Here is a 16,901-nt window from a genome sequence, read left to right as displayed (position 1 = left end):
TTGTGCCAGACCGATCATCGGTTTCCTGACGACGCTGGCGCGCTCCGCGAGCTTCACTATGCCCGTCCACGACGGCTGTCACGAGCGTGTGGGTTGGTCGTGCGTGATCGCGCCGCCTGACGAGAGCGTGTTTCCAGCTGCGCCGGATCGCCGATCCGCCGGGTTCCGCCCGCATTCCATGCGTTCGGCGAGGATGACAGCATGGTGTGATGCGGTTCACTCGAAGTAGGAAAAAGTCGGGTTGTCGCAACTTCTTTCGGGGCATATCGTAAAGCGATCCGGCACCGGGGAGGTTGACGGATGATCCTTTGGCGGCGCCACTCGCCGTCTTGCAGTTACGCGTCCACGTACTGTCCGCACAATGGAATGTCAGGGGGAGGACAGGCGGTACGGATGTAGTTTGGGATCGCTAGACAGCACATGAACCACGGGTCGTGCTTCGCACGGCAAATCTTGCATGGGGCCCATGGGCCGCATCGGGCTCGTTTGTCCCCAATAAATTGTCTAGGAGTTTTTCAATGCCCAACCATTACCGTCTGAAACTGCTGGTTGCAGCGATCGGCATGGCAACAGCATCGCTGGCAACGGCTGCCACCACCACGAAAACCTTGCACGCGCAGAATCTCGGCGCCGTGCCTGCCAGCTCGCTGGCCACTCATCTGAACCTTGATCAGAACATGTCGCTGGCACCGCGCAGTGCAGTGAGCGTCGCCAATGGCCACAAAGTCGTGCGCCAGCAGCAGATGTACCTCGGCGTGCCGGTTTATGGCCGCAGCATCGCCGTGGTGGAAGACGCCCAGGGCAACGCGCTGCGTGCCAGTGGTGAATTGATGCAGACAGCGCCTGCCGGTCTGACTTCGGTAAAGCCCAAGCTCACTCCCGCCAGCGCGATTTCCGCCCTGCGCGCGCATGCACACACCACGCTGATCGGCGGTGCCGCCATCAGCAACCAGAAGACCGACCTGTTCGTGTACCCGATGGACAACGGCCCGACGCGCCTGGTCTATCGCGTGTCCTACTTTGTCGGTGGCGCCAACCCGTCGCGCCCGACCGCCATCGTGGATGCGAACACCGGCGAAGTGATCCAGAGCTGGAACGGCCTGACCGATGCATCGGCCAACGGTCCCGGCGGCAACCAGAAGACCGGCAAGTACAACTACGGCACCGACTACGCCGCGCTCAACGTGACCCAGTCGGGCAATACCTGCACGCTGCAGAACACCAACGTGAAAACCTACAACCTCAACCACGGCACCAGCGGTGGTTCGGTGGTCAGTTTCACCTGTCCGACGAGCAACACTGACGCCATCAACGGGGCGTATTCGCCGGTGAACGATGCCCACCACTTCGGTGGCGTGGTGCATGACATGTACCAGTCCTACACCGGCGCCGCCCCGCTGAACATGCAGCTGGTGATGAAGGTTCACTACAAGTCGAACTACGAGAATGCGTTCTGGGACGGCTCGGCCATGTACTTCGGCGACGGCGCGAACACGTTCTATCCGCTGGTGTCGCTGGACGTGACCAGCCACGAGATCAGCCACGGTTATACCGAGCAGAATTCCGGCCTGCAGTACACCGGCCAGTCCGGTGGCATGAACGAGTCGTACTCGGACATCGCCGGTGAGGCGGCCGAGTACTACGACCGTGGCGCAGCGGACTTCCTGGTCGGTGCGGACATCGTCAAGACCAGCGCCGGCATCGGCAATGCGTTGCGCTACATGTGCAACCCGCCGCAGGACGGTGGCTCGATCGACAACGCGGCCAACTACAACTCCGGTCTGGATGTGCATTACTCCAGCGGCGTGTACAACAAGGCGTACTGCCTGCTGGCCAAGACCTCGGGCTGGAACGCCAAGACCGCGTTCCAGGTATTTGCATTGGCGAACAAGTCGTACTGGTCGCCGAATGCCACGTTCAACTCCGGCGCGTGTGGCGTGGAGTCGGCAGCTACCGACCTGGGTTACAACGCGAATGACGTGATCACCGCGTTCAGCAAGGTGGGCGTGACCTGTCCGGGTGGCGGCAATCCGCCGGGTGGCGGCTCGACCACCGAGCTGCAGAACAACGTCGGCGTCAGTGGCGTGTCCGGTTCTGCCGGTGGCGACAACGACTACTTCATCACGGTGCCGGCCGGTGCCAGCAACCTGGTGATGTCGATCTCCGGTGGCAGCGGCGATGCCGATCTGTACACCAAGGCCGGCAGCGCGCCGACCACCAGCAGCTACGACTGCCGTCCCTACAAGGCCGGCAACAGCGAAAGCTGCACCGTGGCTTCGCCTGCGGCGGGCAAGTATTACATCAAGGTGCACGGCTACTCGTCCTACTCGGGCATTACCGTGAAAGCTTCCTACACCACCGGCGGTGGTGGTGACGGCGGCGGCAGCAGCGACTCGGTGAGCCTGCCCACGGTGAGCAGCGGCAACTGGTCCCCCACCTATACCGAGACGGTGCAGGCCGGGCACACCGCGACCTTCGCGATCTCCGGCGGTACCGGTGATGCGGATCTGTACGTGCGGGCCGGTGCGGCGCCGACCACCAGCTCCTACAACTGCCGGCCCTACAAGACCGGCAATAGCGAAAGCTGCACCCTGAAACCGTCGACGACCACCACCTATTACATCAAGGTGCGGGCGTACCAGACGTTCTCCGGCGTGACGCTGACAGAAACGATGAACTGAGTTGCATCGAGGCTGCGGCGGGCGACCGGCGCAGTCTTTCGTGAGTTCAGCGAGAACCCCGGCTCCGGCCGGGGTTCATTTTTTGGCATATCGAACAGGCGCCGTTTCCCATGCCTGAATGCAGCACATGCCTGCAGCGATTAGCGGCTGCATTCGGACGCGCGCGGCACCACAGCGTCACGGCACGAGGAACGAGCCTGGTTGCGCCGAATGCTTTTTTCACACGCGATTCAAACAGGGTCGGCAGCCGCGCGCGCGGTGAAGATGCCCTTCAGGACGATCGGACTTTCTTCACGTAGCTTGACCTGTTCTGAATGGCCGGCACGCGTACCTCGTGTCTGTGACGTCCGTCACCCGGGATAGGAAAAAATCAGATGGCGAAGGCCAGTGCCCAGGAATAACGTGGCGCATCCGTTCTCCGGGGAGGGGAGCGGATGATCCTTTGGCGACGTCACTCGTCGTCTTGCAATTACGCATCCACGCGCTGCCTGCACAAGGGAATGTCAGGGGGAGGGCAGACGGTACGGATGTAGTTTGGGGTCGCTAGACAGCACACACACACAAGGGGCCGTGCCCTGCACGGCAAACCTGCATGGGGCCCGTCGGGCCGCATCGGGCCCGATTGTCCCTAAATCTTGTCTAGGAATTTTAAATGCCCAACCATTTCCGTCTGAAACTGCTGGTTGCCGCGATCGGCATGGCCACTGCCTCTGTGGCCACGGCTGCGACCACGAAAACCCTGCATGCTCAAAATCTCGGTGCGGTGCCGGCCAGTTCGCTGGCGGCACAACTCAACCTTGGTCAGAACATGTCGCTGGTGCAGCGCAGTGCCGTCAGCATTGCCAATGGCCACAAGGTGGTGCGTCAGCAGCAGATGTATCGCGGCGTGCCGATTTATGGCCGCAGCATCGCCGTGGTGCAGGACGCGCAGGGCAATGCGCTGCGTGCGTCCGGTGAGTTGATGCAGGATGCCCAGCTCAACTTGAACTCGGTGGCGCCGAAGTTGAATGCCGCCGGCGCGATCTCCGCGCTCAAGGCGCATGCGCACACCTCGCTGGTGGGTGGCAATACGCTCACCAACCAGAAGACCGACCTGTTTGTCTATCCGATGGATGATGGCAGTGCGCGTCTGGTCTATCGCGTGTCGTACTTCGTCAACGGTGCCAATCCGTCACGCCCGACTGCAATCGTCGACGCCAATACCGGTGCCGTGATCCAGAGCTGGAACGGCCTCACCGACGCCTCGGCCACTGGTCCTGGCGGCAATCAGAAAACCGGCAAGTACATCTACGGCACCGACTACGCGGCGCTCGATGTGACCCAGTCCGGCAGCACCTGCACGCTGGTCAACACCAACGTGAAGACCTACAACCTCAACCACGGCACCAGCGGTGGTTCGGTGGTCAGCTTCACCTGCTCCAACAGCGACACCGACGCCATCAACGGCGCGTATTCGCCGGTGAACGACGCCCATCATTTCGGTGGCGTGGTGCACGACATGTACAACGCCTACACCGGCGCACCGCCGCTGAACATGCAGCTGCGCATGAACGTGCATTACAAGTCGAACTACGAGAATGCATTCTGGGACGGCTCGGCGATGAATTTCGGCGACGGCGCCAGCACGTTCTACCCGCTGGTGTCACTGGATGTGACCAGTCACGAGATCAGCCACGGCTATACCGAGCAGAATTCCGGCCTGCAGTACACCGGCCAGTCTGGCGGCATGAACGAGGCCTATTCGGACATCGCCGGTGAAGCGGCGGAGTTCTACGATCGTGGCGCGGCCGACTTCCTGGTCGGTGCGGACATCGTCAAGACCAGTGCCGGCATCGGCAATGCGCTGCGCTACATGTGCAATCCGCCGCAGGATGGCGGCTCGATCGACAACGCCGCCAACTACACCTCCAGCCTCGACGTGCACTACTCCAGTGGCGTCTACAACAAGGCGTTCTGCCTGTTGGCCAAGACCTCCGGTTGGGACGTGAAGAAGGCCTTCCAGGCGTTTGCGCTGGCCAACAAGTCGTATTGGACGGCGACCTCGACGTTCAACTCCGGTGCCTGCGGCGTGGAATCGGCGGCCACTGATCTGGGTTACAACGCGAATGACGTGATCACGGCATTCACCGGTGTCGGCGTGACTTGTCCGGGTACCGGGGGTGGCGGTGGCGGTGGCACCACCACCGAGCTGCAGAACAATGTGGCCAAGACCGGCGTATCCGGTGCTGCGGGCGCGGACAATGATTACTTCATCACTGTGCCGGCTGGGGCTACCAATCTGGTGATGGCAATGTCCGGCGGCACCGGCGATGCAGACTTGTACACCAAAGCTGGCAGTGCCCCCACGACCAGCAGTTATGACTGCCGTCCGTACAAGTCCGGCAACGCCGAAAGTTGCACGGTGGCCGCACCGGTCGCAGGCAAGTATTACATCAAGGTGCACGGCTATTCGGCCTATTCAGGCATCACGTTGAAAGCGTCTTACACCACGGGCGGCGGCGGTGGCAGCGGCGGTCTGCAGAACGGCGTGGCGGTGACGGGACTGGCCGGCTCCACGAATCAGGAACTGAGCTACACGGTGACCGTGCCGTCCGGCAGCAGCCTGACCATCGCCACTTCCGGCGGCAGCGGTGATGCGGACCTCTACGTGAAGAAGAGCTCATCGCCGACCACCAGCAGCTACGACTGCCGTCCGTACAAGACGGGCAATGCCGAAAGCTGCTCGTTCAGCGGTGCCTCCGGTACGTACTACATCAAGGTGCGTGGCTACGCCGCGTTCTCCGGCGTTTCGCTGAAGGCCAGCTGGTAAGTCGCCACACGGGTCAGGGATGACCCGCTGTTCAAATCACGGAGTCACGCATGCAGGCCCGGCCGATTCGACCGGGCCTGTTCTTTGGCGGGCTCTCAGCCGGCGACTTCCTCGAAGCGGTTGGCGTCGCGGTTCTTGCGCACCTTGGCCGGATCCCATACCCGGCCATTCATGGTGATGTAGACACCATCGGGCAGGGTCTGAACCGCCGCTACCGCGCAGCCGATGTTGAACACGGCGTCGGAGCCCTGGAAGCGTGCCGGATTCAGTGCGCCGGTGAGCACGATCACCTTGCCCTTGATGCTGGCCAGTTCGCGCGCCGTCTCGACCATGGTGTCGGTGCCGTGCGTGACCAGGACGTGGCGATGCGGCTGGGCCTCGATCGTCGAGCGCACCAGCGCGCGATCCTCGGCGCCCATGTGCAGGCTGTCCTTGCGCAGGATCGGAATCACGTCGAACTGGAAAGCCACGCCGAGCTGGCCGAGGATGTCGCCGATTTGCGGTGCGCCGATCTTGTAGTCCGACTTGTCGTCGAAATAGATCTTGTCGATCGTGCCACCCGTGGTGACGATGGTCAGATGCTGCATGTCGGTGGGCCATGGAGGGGAATCCCGGCATTTTAGCCCGTGCCGGCGCGCACGTGCCCGTAGCAGGAGCGCACCCTGTGCGCGATGCCTTCCGTCACGCTGCGGAAAAGCATCGCGCACAGGGTGCGCTCCCACACGAATTCGTCAGCTATGGGCGGGCACGCGTCAGCGCAGCAGCAACGCGGTGTTGTCCGTGTCCGGCGTGACCAGACGGTCCAGGCCGTGGCCGACGAAGCGACGCAGTGCCGCTGCCGGACGCGAGTCGCCTTGACCGTTCGACCCACTGGCCTGTCTCGCCAGCAATGCCGCCGCCGTACAGCGGGCCAGCGTGAAAGCCAGGCCGCGGGCACCGGCTTCCAGCGTGTCGCGTGCGGCCGCATGCTGGTCGAGCCAGCGCGCGGCGGCATCCAGCGTCTGCCGTATCGCGCTGGTCGCGTGCATGTCGTCGTTGCCGTCCAGCCAGCTCGCGCAGGCGGTGCGCAATGCGCCGAGGTTGTCGCCAGCCAGTGCGCGCAGGCTGTCCAGTGAAAGCACATTCGTGGTGCCCTCCCAGATCGCGTAGACCTGCGCGTCCCGCAGCAGCTGCGGCAGGCCGGTATCCTCGATGTAGCCGGCGCCACCGAAGCACTCCAGCGCCTCGGAACAGATCGTCACCGCCATTTTCCCGGTCCACAACTTGGCCAGCGGCGTGAGCAGACGTAGCGCGGCAACCTCGTGCGGCGCGGCGTGTTGATGTTCCACGCGGCCCAGCAGATGGGCCACTTCGAAGGCCAGCGCGAAGCCACCTTCAAACTCCGCCTGCATGTCGGCCAGCGTGTGCGCGTGCAACGGCTGCTCGATGAGTGGCCGGCCAAAGACGTGGCGACGTTGCGCGTAGTCACGCGCCAGCGCAATCGCGCGAGCCATGCTGGCGATCGCGCAAATCGCATTCCAGCTGCGCGTCACGTTGAGCATGGGGGCGACCTGACGCACCCCATGGGCCAGTTCACCCACCGGCCACGCCGGCAGCCCGTCCAGATGGATCTCCGCGGTGGGCAGTTCCTGCGTGCCGAGCTTGTCTTTCAGTCGGTCAATCTGCAGCTGCGGCTTGCGTTGGTCGCCGTCCATCGTCTCGACGTAGAACAGCGCGAGCGCGGAGGTGCCCGTGGCCGTGGCGCCTTCCGGCCTGGCCAGGGCCAGGGCGGCCTCACCGACCACGGCCGAACTGAACCATTTTCGTCCGTACAGGCGCCACTGGCCGTCGGCATCCTGCCGTGCCGTGGTCTCGGTATTGGCCACGTCGGAGCCGCCGCGGGTTTCGGTCATCCACTGGCCGCTGAGCCAGAGCGTCGCTGCATCGCGACTGAGGAAATGTGGCAGCGCGCGTTCGATCAGCTCGCGATTGCCGGACGCCTTGATCGCGGTGGCGGCACCGTCGGTCATCGCCAGCGGGCAGGTGTAGAACTCGCTGGCGAGGTGGTACAGGTAGACCCGTGCGAACTGTTCCAGTCGCGCATGCTCGTTGTCGGCATGGCCTGCCGCCAGCACCGCATGGTTTGTGGCGAGATGCGGGCCTTCCTGCCACGCGGTGGTCAGTTCGATCCGGTCAACCCGCCGTCCCCACGCATCCCACTGGGTCAGTACCGGCTTGCGTCGCGTGCTGGCATTGGCGCGTTGCCACGCCATCACGGCGTAATCGCCGAGCGCGTCGAGATCGATGTCCAGCGCCTGGCGGCGTTCGGCGGGCAACGACCGCTCGAGCAGGCCCAACAGCAGGCGATCGGTGCGATACGGGTGTCCGAGTTGCGGCGCGTCTTGCAGGAATGCCATGGGAAATCCCCCACAATGCCTGAGGCAGAACCCGCTGACGGGCGGCGTTTCTGCGCTGATGCACGACTATAGATCGAATCAGGGCGTCGCCCGCCAGCGGGCTGCTACGACGGCTCGCGTTTGCGCTTGACGCCCGCACCCAGGGTGCTGATCAACAGCAGGGTCAGCACGATCTCCGCGACCGCCAGCCAGCGTTGTCCGGCGGCGCTCCATGCTTCGGAAACGCCGTGGCAGAAGTAGAACAGACTGAGGATGCCGACCCAGAGCAGCGCGCGGCGCGGGTCGCGAAGGGCAAGCAGGGGCAACAGCAGTGGAATCACCGTGATGGCCAGCAGCAGGCCGAGTGGCATCACCTGGGGTGGAAACAGCCAGGCATGCCAGACCGGTTGCAGCAGGGTCAGCCCGGCCCAGGCGAGCAAGCCGATCCGTTGTTCGGTGGGCAACGAACGTGGCGTGCTCATGCCGCCGCCAGCTTGCGGGCGGTCTCGGCCAGTCGGCGACCCAGCGCGCGGGCCAGTTCGCGTTCGTGCTCACTGATCGAGTTGTCGCCCTTGGGTCCGGCGACGTGGCTGGCGCCGTAAGGGGTGCCGCCGCTCTGCGTGACGGTAAGGGTCGGCTCGGTGAACGGAATGCCGAGCAGCAACATGCCGTGGTGCAGCAGTGGCAGTGCCATGGTCAGCAGGGTGGATTCCTGGCCACCGTGCATGGTGCTGGTGGAGGTAAACAGGGCGGCCGGCTTGCCGACCAGCGCGCCGCTGGCCCATTCGGCGCCGGTGGAATCCAGGAAGTATTTCAGCGGTGCGGCCATGTTGCCGAAGCGGGTCGGGCTGCCCATTGCCAAGCCCGCGCAATCGAGCAGGTCCTGCTTCGACGCATAAGGTGCGCCGTCCGCCGGTTCGGGTGGCTGGGCGACTTCGGTCACGGGCGCGACCGGGGGAACCTGGCGCAGGCGCGCACGCATGCCTGCCACTTCCTCGACGCCACGGGCGATCAGTCGCGCCATCTGCGCGGTGTGTCCGCTGCGGCTGTAATAGAGGACCAGGATTTCGTGATTCATGCGACGTCGACTCGGGCGTTTGAGGCTTTCACGGCCAATACGCTAGTGTACCGGCCGACACCCACCATGTTGGTGGCCCGTCGTTGGTGTCCGCGCAGGGCAGCCACGAGAGGACCGTGATGATCCGGCGTTTCAATCGCGACCGTACCAGGACATTCAGCCGCTTCATCTGGCAGCGTTTCATCGACGACAAGTGCTTTGAGACGGCGGGTGCGCTCTCCTATACCACGCTGGTGTCGCTGGTGCCGCTGACCGTGGCGGTGCTTGCGATGTTTTCGGCCTTCCCGGTATTCCAGCCCGCGCGCGACACGTTGATCGATTTCGTGTTCAACAACTTCGTGCCGTCGACGGGCGAGGCCGTGCAGTCAACCATGCTGGGTTTTGCCGCGAATGCCAGCAAGCTCACGGGGATCAGCATCCTGGTGATGCTGTTCAGCGCACTGTCGATGATGATCAGCATCGAGGACCGCTTGAACCGGATCTGGCGGGTGCATCAGGCGCGCAGCTGGGGGTCCCGATTGCTGCTGTACTGGGCCGCGCTGACCCTGGGCCCGATCCTGGTGGTGGGTGGCATCGCGGTGACGTCGTACGTCACGGCGGCACCCTTGCTGCACAACGCCGTCGACCAGTTTGGCGCGCTGACCCAGGGCCTGCTGAGCACGCTGCCCTTCGTGGTGACGTTCTTCACGTTGTGGTTGATGTATTCGGTGATTCCCAACTGCAAGGTCTCGCGCCGCGACGCCGCCATCGGCGCCTTGCTGGGCGCGGTGCTGTTCGAGATCGCGCGCTGGGGCTTCGGCCAGTTCGTGCAACATGCGCAAACCTACCAGCAGATCTACGGCGTGCTGGCCGCGATTCCGATCTTCCTGCTGTGGATCTACCTGTCCTGGGTGATCGTGATCCTGGCGGCGTCGATTGCGGCGTCGGCATCGGCGTTCGAATATCACCCGCCCAAGGAAACGCTGCCCGAGGGCGCGGAATTTCTCGGCCTGCTGGTGGTATTGCGGCACTTCGTGGAGGCACAACGCCACGGCAATTGCGTGGATCCCGCCGACCTGCGCGTGCGCGAACCGTATCTGCGAACCGCGCTGATCTCGGCCTATATCGACGACCTTCAGCAGGCCGACCTGATCCAGCGCGGCGAGGCCGGTGGCTGGTTGCTCTGCCGCAGCCTGGACAGCACGGATCTGCTGCGCGTGTATCGGCACACCGACTACCGCCTGCCTCTGCAGCCGGTGGAAGAGGCGGCCACGCTGGGCATTGAGCTTCCGGCGGAACTCCTGGCCATGCTGGCTGACCTGGCGGTCGCGTTGCAGGCGAAACTGGGCGCACGGCTTGACGAAATCTATCCCCCTGCCGCCCATGTGGCGGCTGACCCCGAGGAACTTCCCGCATGACCCTGCCGCACTCCGCGTTGCTCCGATCGGCCGTGTTCGGCCTGGTACTGGCTTTTGGCGCTTCGGCGCAGGCGGCCATGCCGGAGCGTCCCTCGCTGCACGTCACCACCCTGGACGGCAAGACCTTTGATCTGGGCGCGCAACGCGGCAAGTGGGTGATCGTCAATTACTGGGCAACCTGGTGCGTCCCATGCATCAAGGAAATGCCGGACATTTCGCGCTTCGTCGCCGCGCACAAGAACGTGGCGGCGATCGGGCTGGCCTACGAGGACAGCGAGCCGACCGACATCAAGGATTTCCTCGCCAGGCACCCGGTGGTCTATCCGGTGGCCCAGGTCAGCTTGGACAAGCCGCTGAAGGATTTCGACGAGCCGCGCGGGCTGCCGACCACGTATCTGATCGGCCCCGATGGCAAGGTGGCCAAGCACATCGTGGGTCCGGTCACCGAGGCCTCGCTGGCGGCGCTGATCGGCGAGAAGTGAGCGACCGATGGAGCTGCTGAGATGAGGGAGATGTCGTGATGCCCACCGCCAGATTTCTTGTCAGCGGAAGCGTGCAGGGCGTGTGCTATCGCGCAGGCGCCCGCCAGCAGGCGCTGGCGCTCGGCGTGTCCGGTCATGCCAAAAATCGGTCGGACGGTAGCGTGGAAGTGCTGGGCAGCGGTCCGGCCAGCGCGCTGGATGCGCTGGAGCGATGGCTGCGCGCAGGTCCGCCGCTGGCGCGCGTCGACACGGTGGTTCGGGAAGACCTGCCCGAGCAGGACCTGCAAGGCTTTCATACCGGTGATCTGCGCGACTAGAAAGTAGCAGGTACCCACAGCGCCGTGTCGGTGACGTGCTCGGCTTTCGGCTTGCCCTTGAGCTTTGGCAACTTCACCGCGGGTACGGGTTTGTCATGCAGCGGCACCTGTTGCAGCAGGTGTCGGATCAGGTTGATCCGGCCTTTTTTCTGGTTGTTGAAATCGACCACGAACCAGGGCGCGTGGTCACGGTGCGTGCGTTCGATCATGACGTCGCGCAGGCGGCCCATTTCCGCGTATTTCTCGCGGCCAGCCAGATCCACCGGCGACAGCTTCCAGCGTTTCAGCGGATCGTCGGCGCGTTCGGTGAAGCGCTGCTCCTGTTCGACCTGATCCACCGCCAGCCAGTACTTGAGCACGATGATGCCGTCGTCGGTGAGCAGCTTCTCAAACGCCGGCGCGGCTTCCAGGAACGCCTCGTACTCGGCGCTGTTGCAGAAGCCCATGGCCGGCTCGACCACGGCGCGGTTGTACCAGCTGCGGTCGAACAGCACGAACTCGCCCGCGCTGGGCAGGTGCGACACATAGCGTTGGAAATACCACTGGGTCGCCTCGGTGTCGCTGGGCTTGGGCAGGGCGGCAATGCGATAGCCGCGCGTATCCATGCTCTTGGTGATGGCCTTGATGGTGCCGCCCTTGCCGGCCGCATCGCGCCCCTCGAAGATCACCAGCAGGCGCTTGCCGCTGCTGTGCAGGCCGTGCTGCAGGCGCGCCAGTTCGATCTGCAGTTCTTTCATCGCCTTGCGGTAGTGCTTGCCCATGTTCGTCTCGCTGGAAACAACGTGGGATGCAGATTAACCCGCGGCAACGTGACGACGAGGTTCAGGCGTTGCCCAGTGCCTGCAACTGATCGGTCTGGTGTTCGCGCGTCAGCGTGTCGATCAACTCGCCGAGGTCGCCCTGCATGATCTCGGCAAGGCTGTACAGGTTCAGGCCGATCCGGTGATCGGTCACCAGATTGTCCTTGTAGCGATAGGTGCGGATGCGCTGGCTGCGATCGCCGGTGCCCACCTGCAACCGCCGCGATTCGGCTTGTTCGGCGGTCTGCTTGCTGCGCTCGGCGTCAAGCAGGCGCGCCTTGAGCAGGCTCATCGCGCGAGCGCGATTCTTGTGCTGGCTGCGCTCTTCCTGGCATTCCACCACCGTGCCGGTGGGCAGGTGGGTGATGCGGATCGCCGAGTCGGTCTTGTTGACGTGCTGGCCGCCCGCACCCGAGGCGCGGAAGGTGTCGGTCTTCAGGTCAGCCGGATTGATGCTGATGTCGTCGACCTCATCCATTTCCGGCAGCACCGCCACAGTCGCGGTGGAGGTGTGCACCCGGCCTTGCGATTCCGTCACCGGCACGCGCTTGACGCAGTGGGTGCCCGATTCAAACTTCAGTTGCGAATAGGCACCCTGGCCTTCGACGCGCGCCACGATCTCGCGGTAGCCGCCGTGTTCGCCGGCGTGCTCGTTGAGGATCTCCACGTGCCAGCGGCGGCTTTCGGCGTAGCGCAGATACATGCGGAACAGGTCGCCGGCGAAGATCGCCGCCTCGTCGCCACCGCTGCCTGCGCGTACTTCGAGATAGAGATTCGCCTCGTCGCGTGGGTCCTTCGGCAGCAGCAGCACCTGCAACTCGGCATCCAGCTCGATCAGCCGGCGTTCCAGCCGATGCACGTCGTCGGTCGCCATCTCGCGCAATTCGGGGTCGTCCAGCATGGCGCGGCTTTCGGCCAGGTCGCGCTCGGCTTGATCGTGCTCGTGCAGCGATGCCGCCACCGGTTCCAGCTGGGCATATTCCTGCGAAAGTCCACGGAAACGCTGGTTGTCGGCCAGCACGTCGGGCTGCGACAGCAGCAGGCCGACTTCGTGGTGGCGCTCGGCGAGTGCTTCGAGCTTGCGGCGAATAGATGGCGTCATGCGTGGGGACGTTCGCTTCTGGGTAGGAGCGCACCCTGTGCGCGATCACTGTTCGGATTATCGCTGGTCGGATCGCGCACAGGATGCGCTCCTACGGTGCGTCGGAGTCTTCATCCAGTCCGTACAGCCGGCCGGCGGCGTGAAGCAGGTCGAGGTCACCGCTCAGCGCGGCCTCGCGCAGGCGGGCGCTGGGATGATGCAGCAACTTGTTGGTCAGCGTGTTGGCAAGAAACGCCAATGCCTCGTCGGGCGACTTGCCGTGGGCAATCATGGCGCGGGCCTTGGTCAGCACCTGGTCGCGATACACCTCGGCATGCTGGCGCATGTCCAGTGCCGGGTTGCGCACGCTCAGGGCGCGGCGCCAGGCCATGTAACGCTCGACCTGCAGGTCGATGATCGCTTCGGCGTCCTGGGCGGCGGCGGCGCGCGAGCGCAGGTTGTCGTCGATCACCTGGCGCAGATCGTCAATGCCGTAGAGATAGACGTCGGGCAGCTCGCCCACGCTGGCTTCGATGTCGCGCGGCACCGCAATGTCGACCATGAACATCGGTTTGCGTTTGCGGGCGGACATCGCCTGCTCGACCATCGCGCGCGTCACGATCGGCTGCCGCGCGGCGGTGGACGAAATGACGATGTCCGCTTCGGCCAAGTGCTGCGGCAGGTCGGCCAGCGTGATCGCGTAACCGCCGTAACGCCCGGCCAGCTCCTGCGCGGTTTCCGGCGTGCGGTTGGCGACGATGATTCGTCGCGCCTTTTTTTCGGCCAGATGGCGCGCGGCCAGTTCGATGGTGTCGCCGGCGCCGATCAGCAGCACGCACGCCTGATGGAGGTCGGCGAAGACCTGTTCGGCCAGGCGCACGGCGGTGAACGCGACCGAGACGGTATGCGCGCCGATCCGCGTATCCGTGCGCACGCGCTTGGCCACCGCGAAGGTGTGCTGCAACAGTCGGTCCATCGGCGCCTTCAGCGACTGCGTTTCGCGCGCCAGCTGGTAGGCATCCTTTACCTGACCCAGAATTTGCGGTTCACCCAGCACCATCGAGTCCAGTCCCGTGGCGACGCGAAACATGTGACGGACGGCGTCGTTTTCGTCGTGTCGATACAGGAACTCATCCAGCTTGCCGGGGGTCAGACGGTGATGACGATTCAGCCACGCCCGCGGGATGTCCTCGGCACCGGCGGCGATGCTGACGTACAGCTCGGTGCGGTTGCAGGTGGACAGGATCATCGCCTCTTCCACGCCTGGCTCGCCGACCAGCGCGCGCAGCGCGGCGCCGGTGGCGTCCGCGTCGAACGCCACCTGCTCGCGCAGGCTGACCGGCGCGGTGAGGTGATTGAGCCCGAGGGCGATCAGCGGCATGGTGGTCGGAACATCTCGGCGGCGAGGTGGCGGCGTAGGCTAAGCTTGGCGCCACGCCGTGTAGTGGTGACCAGCAGGGTCAAAACAGGCATGTGTATGGAGAGTAGTGTGCGGAGCGGGCCCGGCAAGTTCAAGCAAGTGCGGCATTTTACGGCAGTAGCGACGATGGCGCTTGGTCTGGCGGCCTGTGCCAGCGCACCCATGCGTTCGCCCGCAAAGGCCGCCGCCGCGTCGCAACCGCTGGCACGGCTGGTAGTGGCCACGCCTGACGCCGATCACGACGTGCTCGCGCAGCTGTTGGCGGGCGAAATGGCGCTGACCCGCACCGACCTGAAAGCTGCCGCCGGGCACTACGACAAGGCCATGGCCCTCAGCAATGACCCGAAAGTTGCGGAGCGTGCCGCCGGCCTGTCCATTGCGGTTCATGACGACGCGGCGGCGCACCGCGCCATCGAGCGTTGGCAGGCCCTGGGCGCCAAGCCTGCGGAGATTGCCCAGGCGCGCGCGCAACTGGCGCTGGATGTCGGCGATGCCGCCGAAGCGCGCCGGCAGCTGGAGATCCTTCTGCGCAGTGGCGACCCCGACGCCTGGCGCCAGTTCGGACGGGTTCTGGTGGGCGCTCGTGACCAGGCGCAGGCCGCCGGCCTGCTTGAGGCCCTGGCCACACCGCAACGGCTGCCGGCCGATGCCCATGCCTGGTTGGCCATGAGCGAGCTGGGCGAGCAATTCGGTCGCCATGCCTATGCCATGCAGATCGCCGATGCGGCGGCGCAACGCTTCGCCAATGCCGAAACCTATGCCTGGGCGGCGCAAATGAAATTCAAGGGCGGCGACCGGGTTGGTGCGGCCGCCCTGCTGAAAAAAGCGCTGTTGAAGGAACCGAAAAACGTTCAGTTGCGACTTGCCTATGCCGGCCTGCTCGGTCAGGCCGGTGACTACACCGCGGCCCGACGATGGCTGGAGCAGGGCCCGCAGAATGCCGATGTCTATGCCATGCGCGCCGGAATGGCGGCGCATCAGCATGACGACAAGGCCCTGGCAGCGCTCTATCAGCAGCTGCAGAAGGCACCCGCCAACGTGCGGGAGCAGAGCGCCTATTTGCTGGGTCAACTGGCCGAAATGCAGGGTCACCCCGCGGATGCACTGGCCTGGTACGACCAGGTCGGTGACGACGACGAGCATGCGTTCGATGCCGATCTGCGCAGCGCGATGATCCTGCACACGCAGGGCAAACGCAGCGAGGCGCACGCCTTGCTCGAGCAATTGCAACTGGCCTATCTCGACCACCCCGCGCAACTGCGCCAGGCCTGGCAGGCGGACGCCGAGCTGTACCTGACCGAGCAGGATTACGTGAAAGCCGAGACGGCGTTCAGTCGTGCCTTGCAAGTGGTGCCGGACGATCCAGGCCTGCTGTACGGCCGTGGTCTGGCCTACGCCGAGGGCGGGCAGGTGGATCAGGCGGTGCAGGATTTCGAGAGGCTGCTGAAGATCAAGCCGGGTGACGTCGATGCCAGCAATGCCCTGGGCTACACGCTGGCCGATGCAAACCGTGACCTGCCCGAGGCCGAGCGGTTGATCAGCGCAGCGCGCGAAGCCAAGCCGGATGACCCTTCCATTGCCGACTCCTGGGGCTGGCTGCAATTCCGCTTGGGACACCTCGATCAGGCGGTGCAGACCTTGCGGGCTGCCTGGGTCGCCCGCAAGGACGCTGATGTCGGCGTGCACCTGGGCGAGGTGTTGTGGCGGCAGGGCCACCAGCAGGATGCACAACGGGTTTTCGACGAAGTGCGCAAGCTCGATCCGCACAACCAAAGCCTGCAGCACACCCTGAAACGGCTGAATCCATGAAGCGTTGGCAAGGTCTTTTCGCCACGATTCCGCTGCTTTTGCTCGTCGCCTGCGTGCCGCAGCAGGCCGTGCGGGTGAAGGGCGATGCCGGCCTGTTCAAGGCGCAGCTTGCGCGGGAACAGGCATTGGCTCATGCCGACCACTGGTCGCTGCAGGGGCGGCTGGGCATCTCCAACGGCAAGGATGGTGGCAGCGGCAGCTTCAGCTGGACCCAGGATGGCGACCACTACGAATTCACCCTGCGCGGGCCGGCGATCAGCGGCATGAATTTCCGACTCAGCGGCGGTCCCGACGGGGCCGTGCTGGAAGGGCTGGAGCATGGCCCGCTGCGTGGCCCCGACGCAGAGGCACTGATGCACAAGGCGTTGGGCTGGGAAGTGCCGCTGCGCGACTTGCGCGCCTGGGTGCTGGGCGTGCGCGCGGACAGCGGCCCGGCCGAGCTGAGTTTTGGCGAAAACCGCCTGCCTTCACTGTTGCTGCAGGACGGCTGGGCGGTCGACTATCGGCAGTGGGATGAAACCCGACAGCCACCGTTGCCGGTCAAGGTGTTCGCCGCCAAGCCGCCATTCAAGGTGAAGCTGTCGATCGAGTCCTGGCAGTTTCAGTAAGCCGGCCCGATTGGGTTAGGCTTTGCGCCCCTGACGGCCTTGCA

At 64.6% G+C, this 16,901-nt stretch carries 14 protein-coding genes; 7 read left to right on the top strand and 7 right to left on the bottom strand.

Annotated features, from left to right (window positions below; translation table 11 throughout):
- Positions 1-518 precede the first annotated feature (518 nt).
- Positions 519-2,681, top strand: coding sequence for a pre-peptidase C-terminal domain-containing protein (locus ACVWWQ_RS06350; RefSeq protein WP_133951234.1), 2,163 nt, complete (start codon positions 519-521; stop codon positions 2,679-2,681).
- 652 nt (positions 2,682-3,333) lie between these two features.
- Positions 3,334-5,490, top strand: a complete 2,157-nt coding sequence (locus ACVWWQ_RS06345; RefSeq protein WP_133951232.1) for a pre-peptidase C-terminal domain-containing protein — start codon at positions 3,334-3,336, stop codon at positions 5,488-5,490.
- A 95-nt stretch (positions 5,491-5,585) separates the two neighbouring features.
- On the opposite strand, the gene ACVWWQ_RS06340 is transcribed toward ACVWWQ_RS06345, so the two are convergent.
- The 4 genes from ACVWWQ_RS06340 to wrbA form a co-directional block, all read right to left on the bottom strand.
- Positions 5,586-6,077 (bottom strand): asparaginase domain-containing protein, encoded by a 492-nt coding sequence (locus tag ACVWWQ_RS06340; protein WP_099654038.1) that lies wholly within the window; start codon positions 6,075-6,077, stop codon positions 5,586-5,588.
- A gap of 165 nt (positions 6,078-6,242) precedes the next feature.
- The gene (locus tag ACVWWQ_RS06335; protein ID WP_133951230.1) at positions 6,243-7,886 is read right to left on the bottom strand and encodes an acyl-CoA dehydrogenase family protein; all 1,644 of its coding nucleotides are present in this window, start codon (positions 7,884-7,886) and stop codon (positions 6,243-6,245) included.
- A 104-nt stretch (positions 7,887-7,990) separates the two neighbouring features.
- Positions 7,991-8,347, bottom strand: a complete 357-nt coding sequence (locus ACVWWQ_RS06330; RefSeq protein ID WP_099654040.1) for a DUF2069 domain-containing protein — start codon at positions 8,345-8,347, stop codon at positions 7,991-7,993.
- Positions 8,344-8,943 carry an NAD(P)H:quinone oxidoreductase gene (gene wrbA, locus ACVWWQ_RS06325; RefSeq protein WP_133951228.1) on the bottom strand — a complete coding sequence of 200 codons (600 nt, stop codon included), beginning with the start codon at positions 8,941-8,943 and terminating at the stop codon, positions 8,344-8,346. Before wrbA ends, ACVWWQ_RS06330 begins: the two co-directional genes overlap by 4 nt.
- Positions 8,944-9,062: 119 nt before the next feature.
- Between wrbA and ACVWWQ_RS06320 the strand changes: the two genes are divergently transcribed.
- Genes ACVWWQ_RS06320 through ACVWWQ_RS06310 form a run of 3 tightly spaced genes read left to right on the top strand, consistent with a single transcriptional unit; the run spans position 9,063 to position 11,139 of the window.
- Positions 9,063-10,340: a YihY family inner membrane protein gene (locus ACVWWQ_RS06320; RefSeq protein ID WP_133951514.1), complete on the top strand. Its 1,278-nt coding sequence runs from the start codon at positions 9,063-9,065 to the stop codon at positions 10,338-10,340.
- Positions 10,337-10,822 (top strand): TlpA disulfide reductase family protein, encoded by a 486-nt coding sequence (locus ACVWWQ_RS06315; RefSeq protein WP_133951226.1) that lies wholly within the window; start codon positions 10,337-10,339, stop codon positions 10,820-10,822. The genes ACVWWQ_RS06320 and ACVWWQ_RS06315 overlap by 4 nt, the downstream gene beginning before the upstream one ends.
- 38 nt (positions 10,823-10,860) lie before the next feature.
- Positions 10,861-11,139: an acylphosphatase gene (locus ACVWWQ_RS06310; protein WP_133951224.1), complete on the top strand. Its 279-nt coding sequence runs from the start codon at positions 10,861-10,863 to the stop codon at positions 11,137-11,139.
- Here ACVWWQ_RS06310 and ppk2 read toward each other — a convergent pair.
- The 3 genes from ppk2 to hemA all read right to left on the bottom strand — a co-directional run bounded on the left by ppk2 (position 11,136) and on the right by hemA (position 14,401).
- Positions 11,136-11,900: a polyphosphate kinase 2 gene (gene ppk2 / locus ACVWWQ_RS06305; RefSeq protein WP_133951222.1), complete on the bottom strand. Its 765-nt coding sequence runs from the start codon at positions 11,898-11,900 to the stop codon at positions 11,136-11,138. The genes ACVWWQ_RS06310 and ppk2 overlap by 4 nt on opposite strands.
- Positions 11,901-11,961: 61 nt before the next feature.
- Entirely contained in the window at positions 11,962-13,041 is a 1,080-nt protein-coding gene (prfA, locus tag ACVWWQ_RS06300) for a peptide chain release factor 1 (RefSeq protein ID WP_133951220.1), read from the bottom strand.
- A 91-nt stretch (positions 13,042-13,132) separates the two neighbouring features.
- Positions 13,133-14,401 (bottom strand): glutamyl-tRNA reductase, encoded by a 1,269-nt coding sequence (gene hemA, locus ACVWWQ_RS06295; protein WP_133951218.1) that lies wholly within the window; start codon positions 14,399-14,401, stop codon positions 13,133-13,135.
- A gap of 165 nt (positions 14,402-14,566) precedes the next feature.
- Here hemA and ACVWWQ_RS06290 point away from each other — a divergent pair, with 165 nt between their 5' ends.
- Positions 14,567-16,249 carry a tetratricopeptide repeat protein gene (locus ACVWWQ_RS06290; RefSeq protein WP_133951216.1) on the top strand — a complete coding sequence of 561 codons (1,683 nt, stop codon included), beginning with the start codon at positions 14,567-14,569 and terminating at the stop codon, positions 16,247-16,249.
- Complete coding sequence (lolB, locus tag ACVWWQ_RS06285) at positions 16,246-16,857, top strand: lipoprotein insertase outer membrane protein LolB (RefSeq protein ID WP_133951214.1); 612 nt, start codon at positions 16,246-16,248, stop codon at positions 16,855-16,857. Before ACVWWQ_RS06290 ends, lolB begins: the two co-directional genes overlap by 4 nt.
- Positions 16,858-16,901: the final 44 nt, after the last annotated feature.

Source organism: Rhodanobacter sp. TND4EL1, from assembly GCF_054061035.1.
This window is presented reverse-complemented; position numbering and strand designations above follow the sequence as displayed.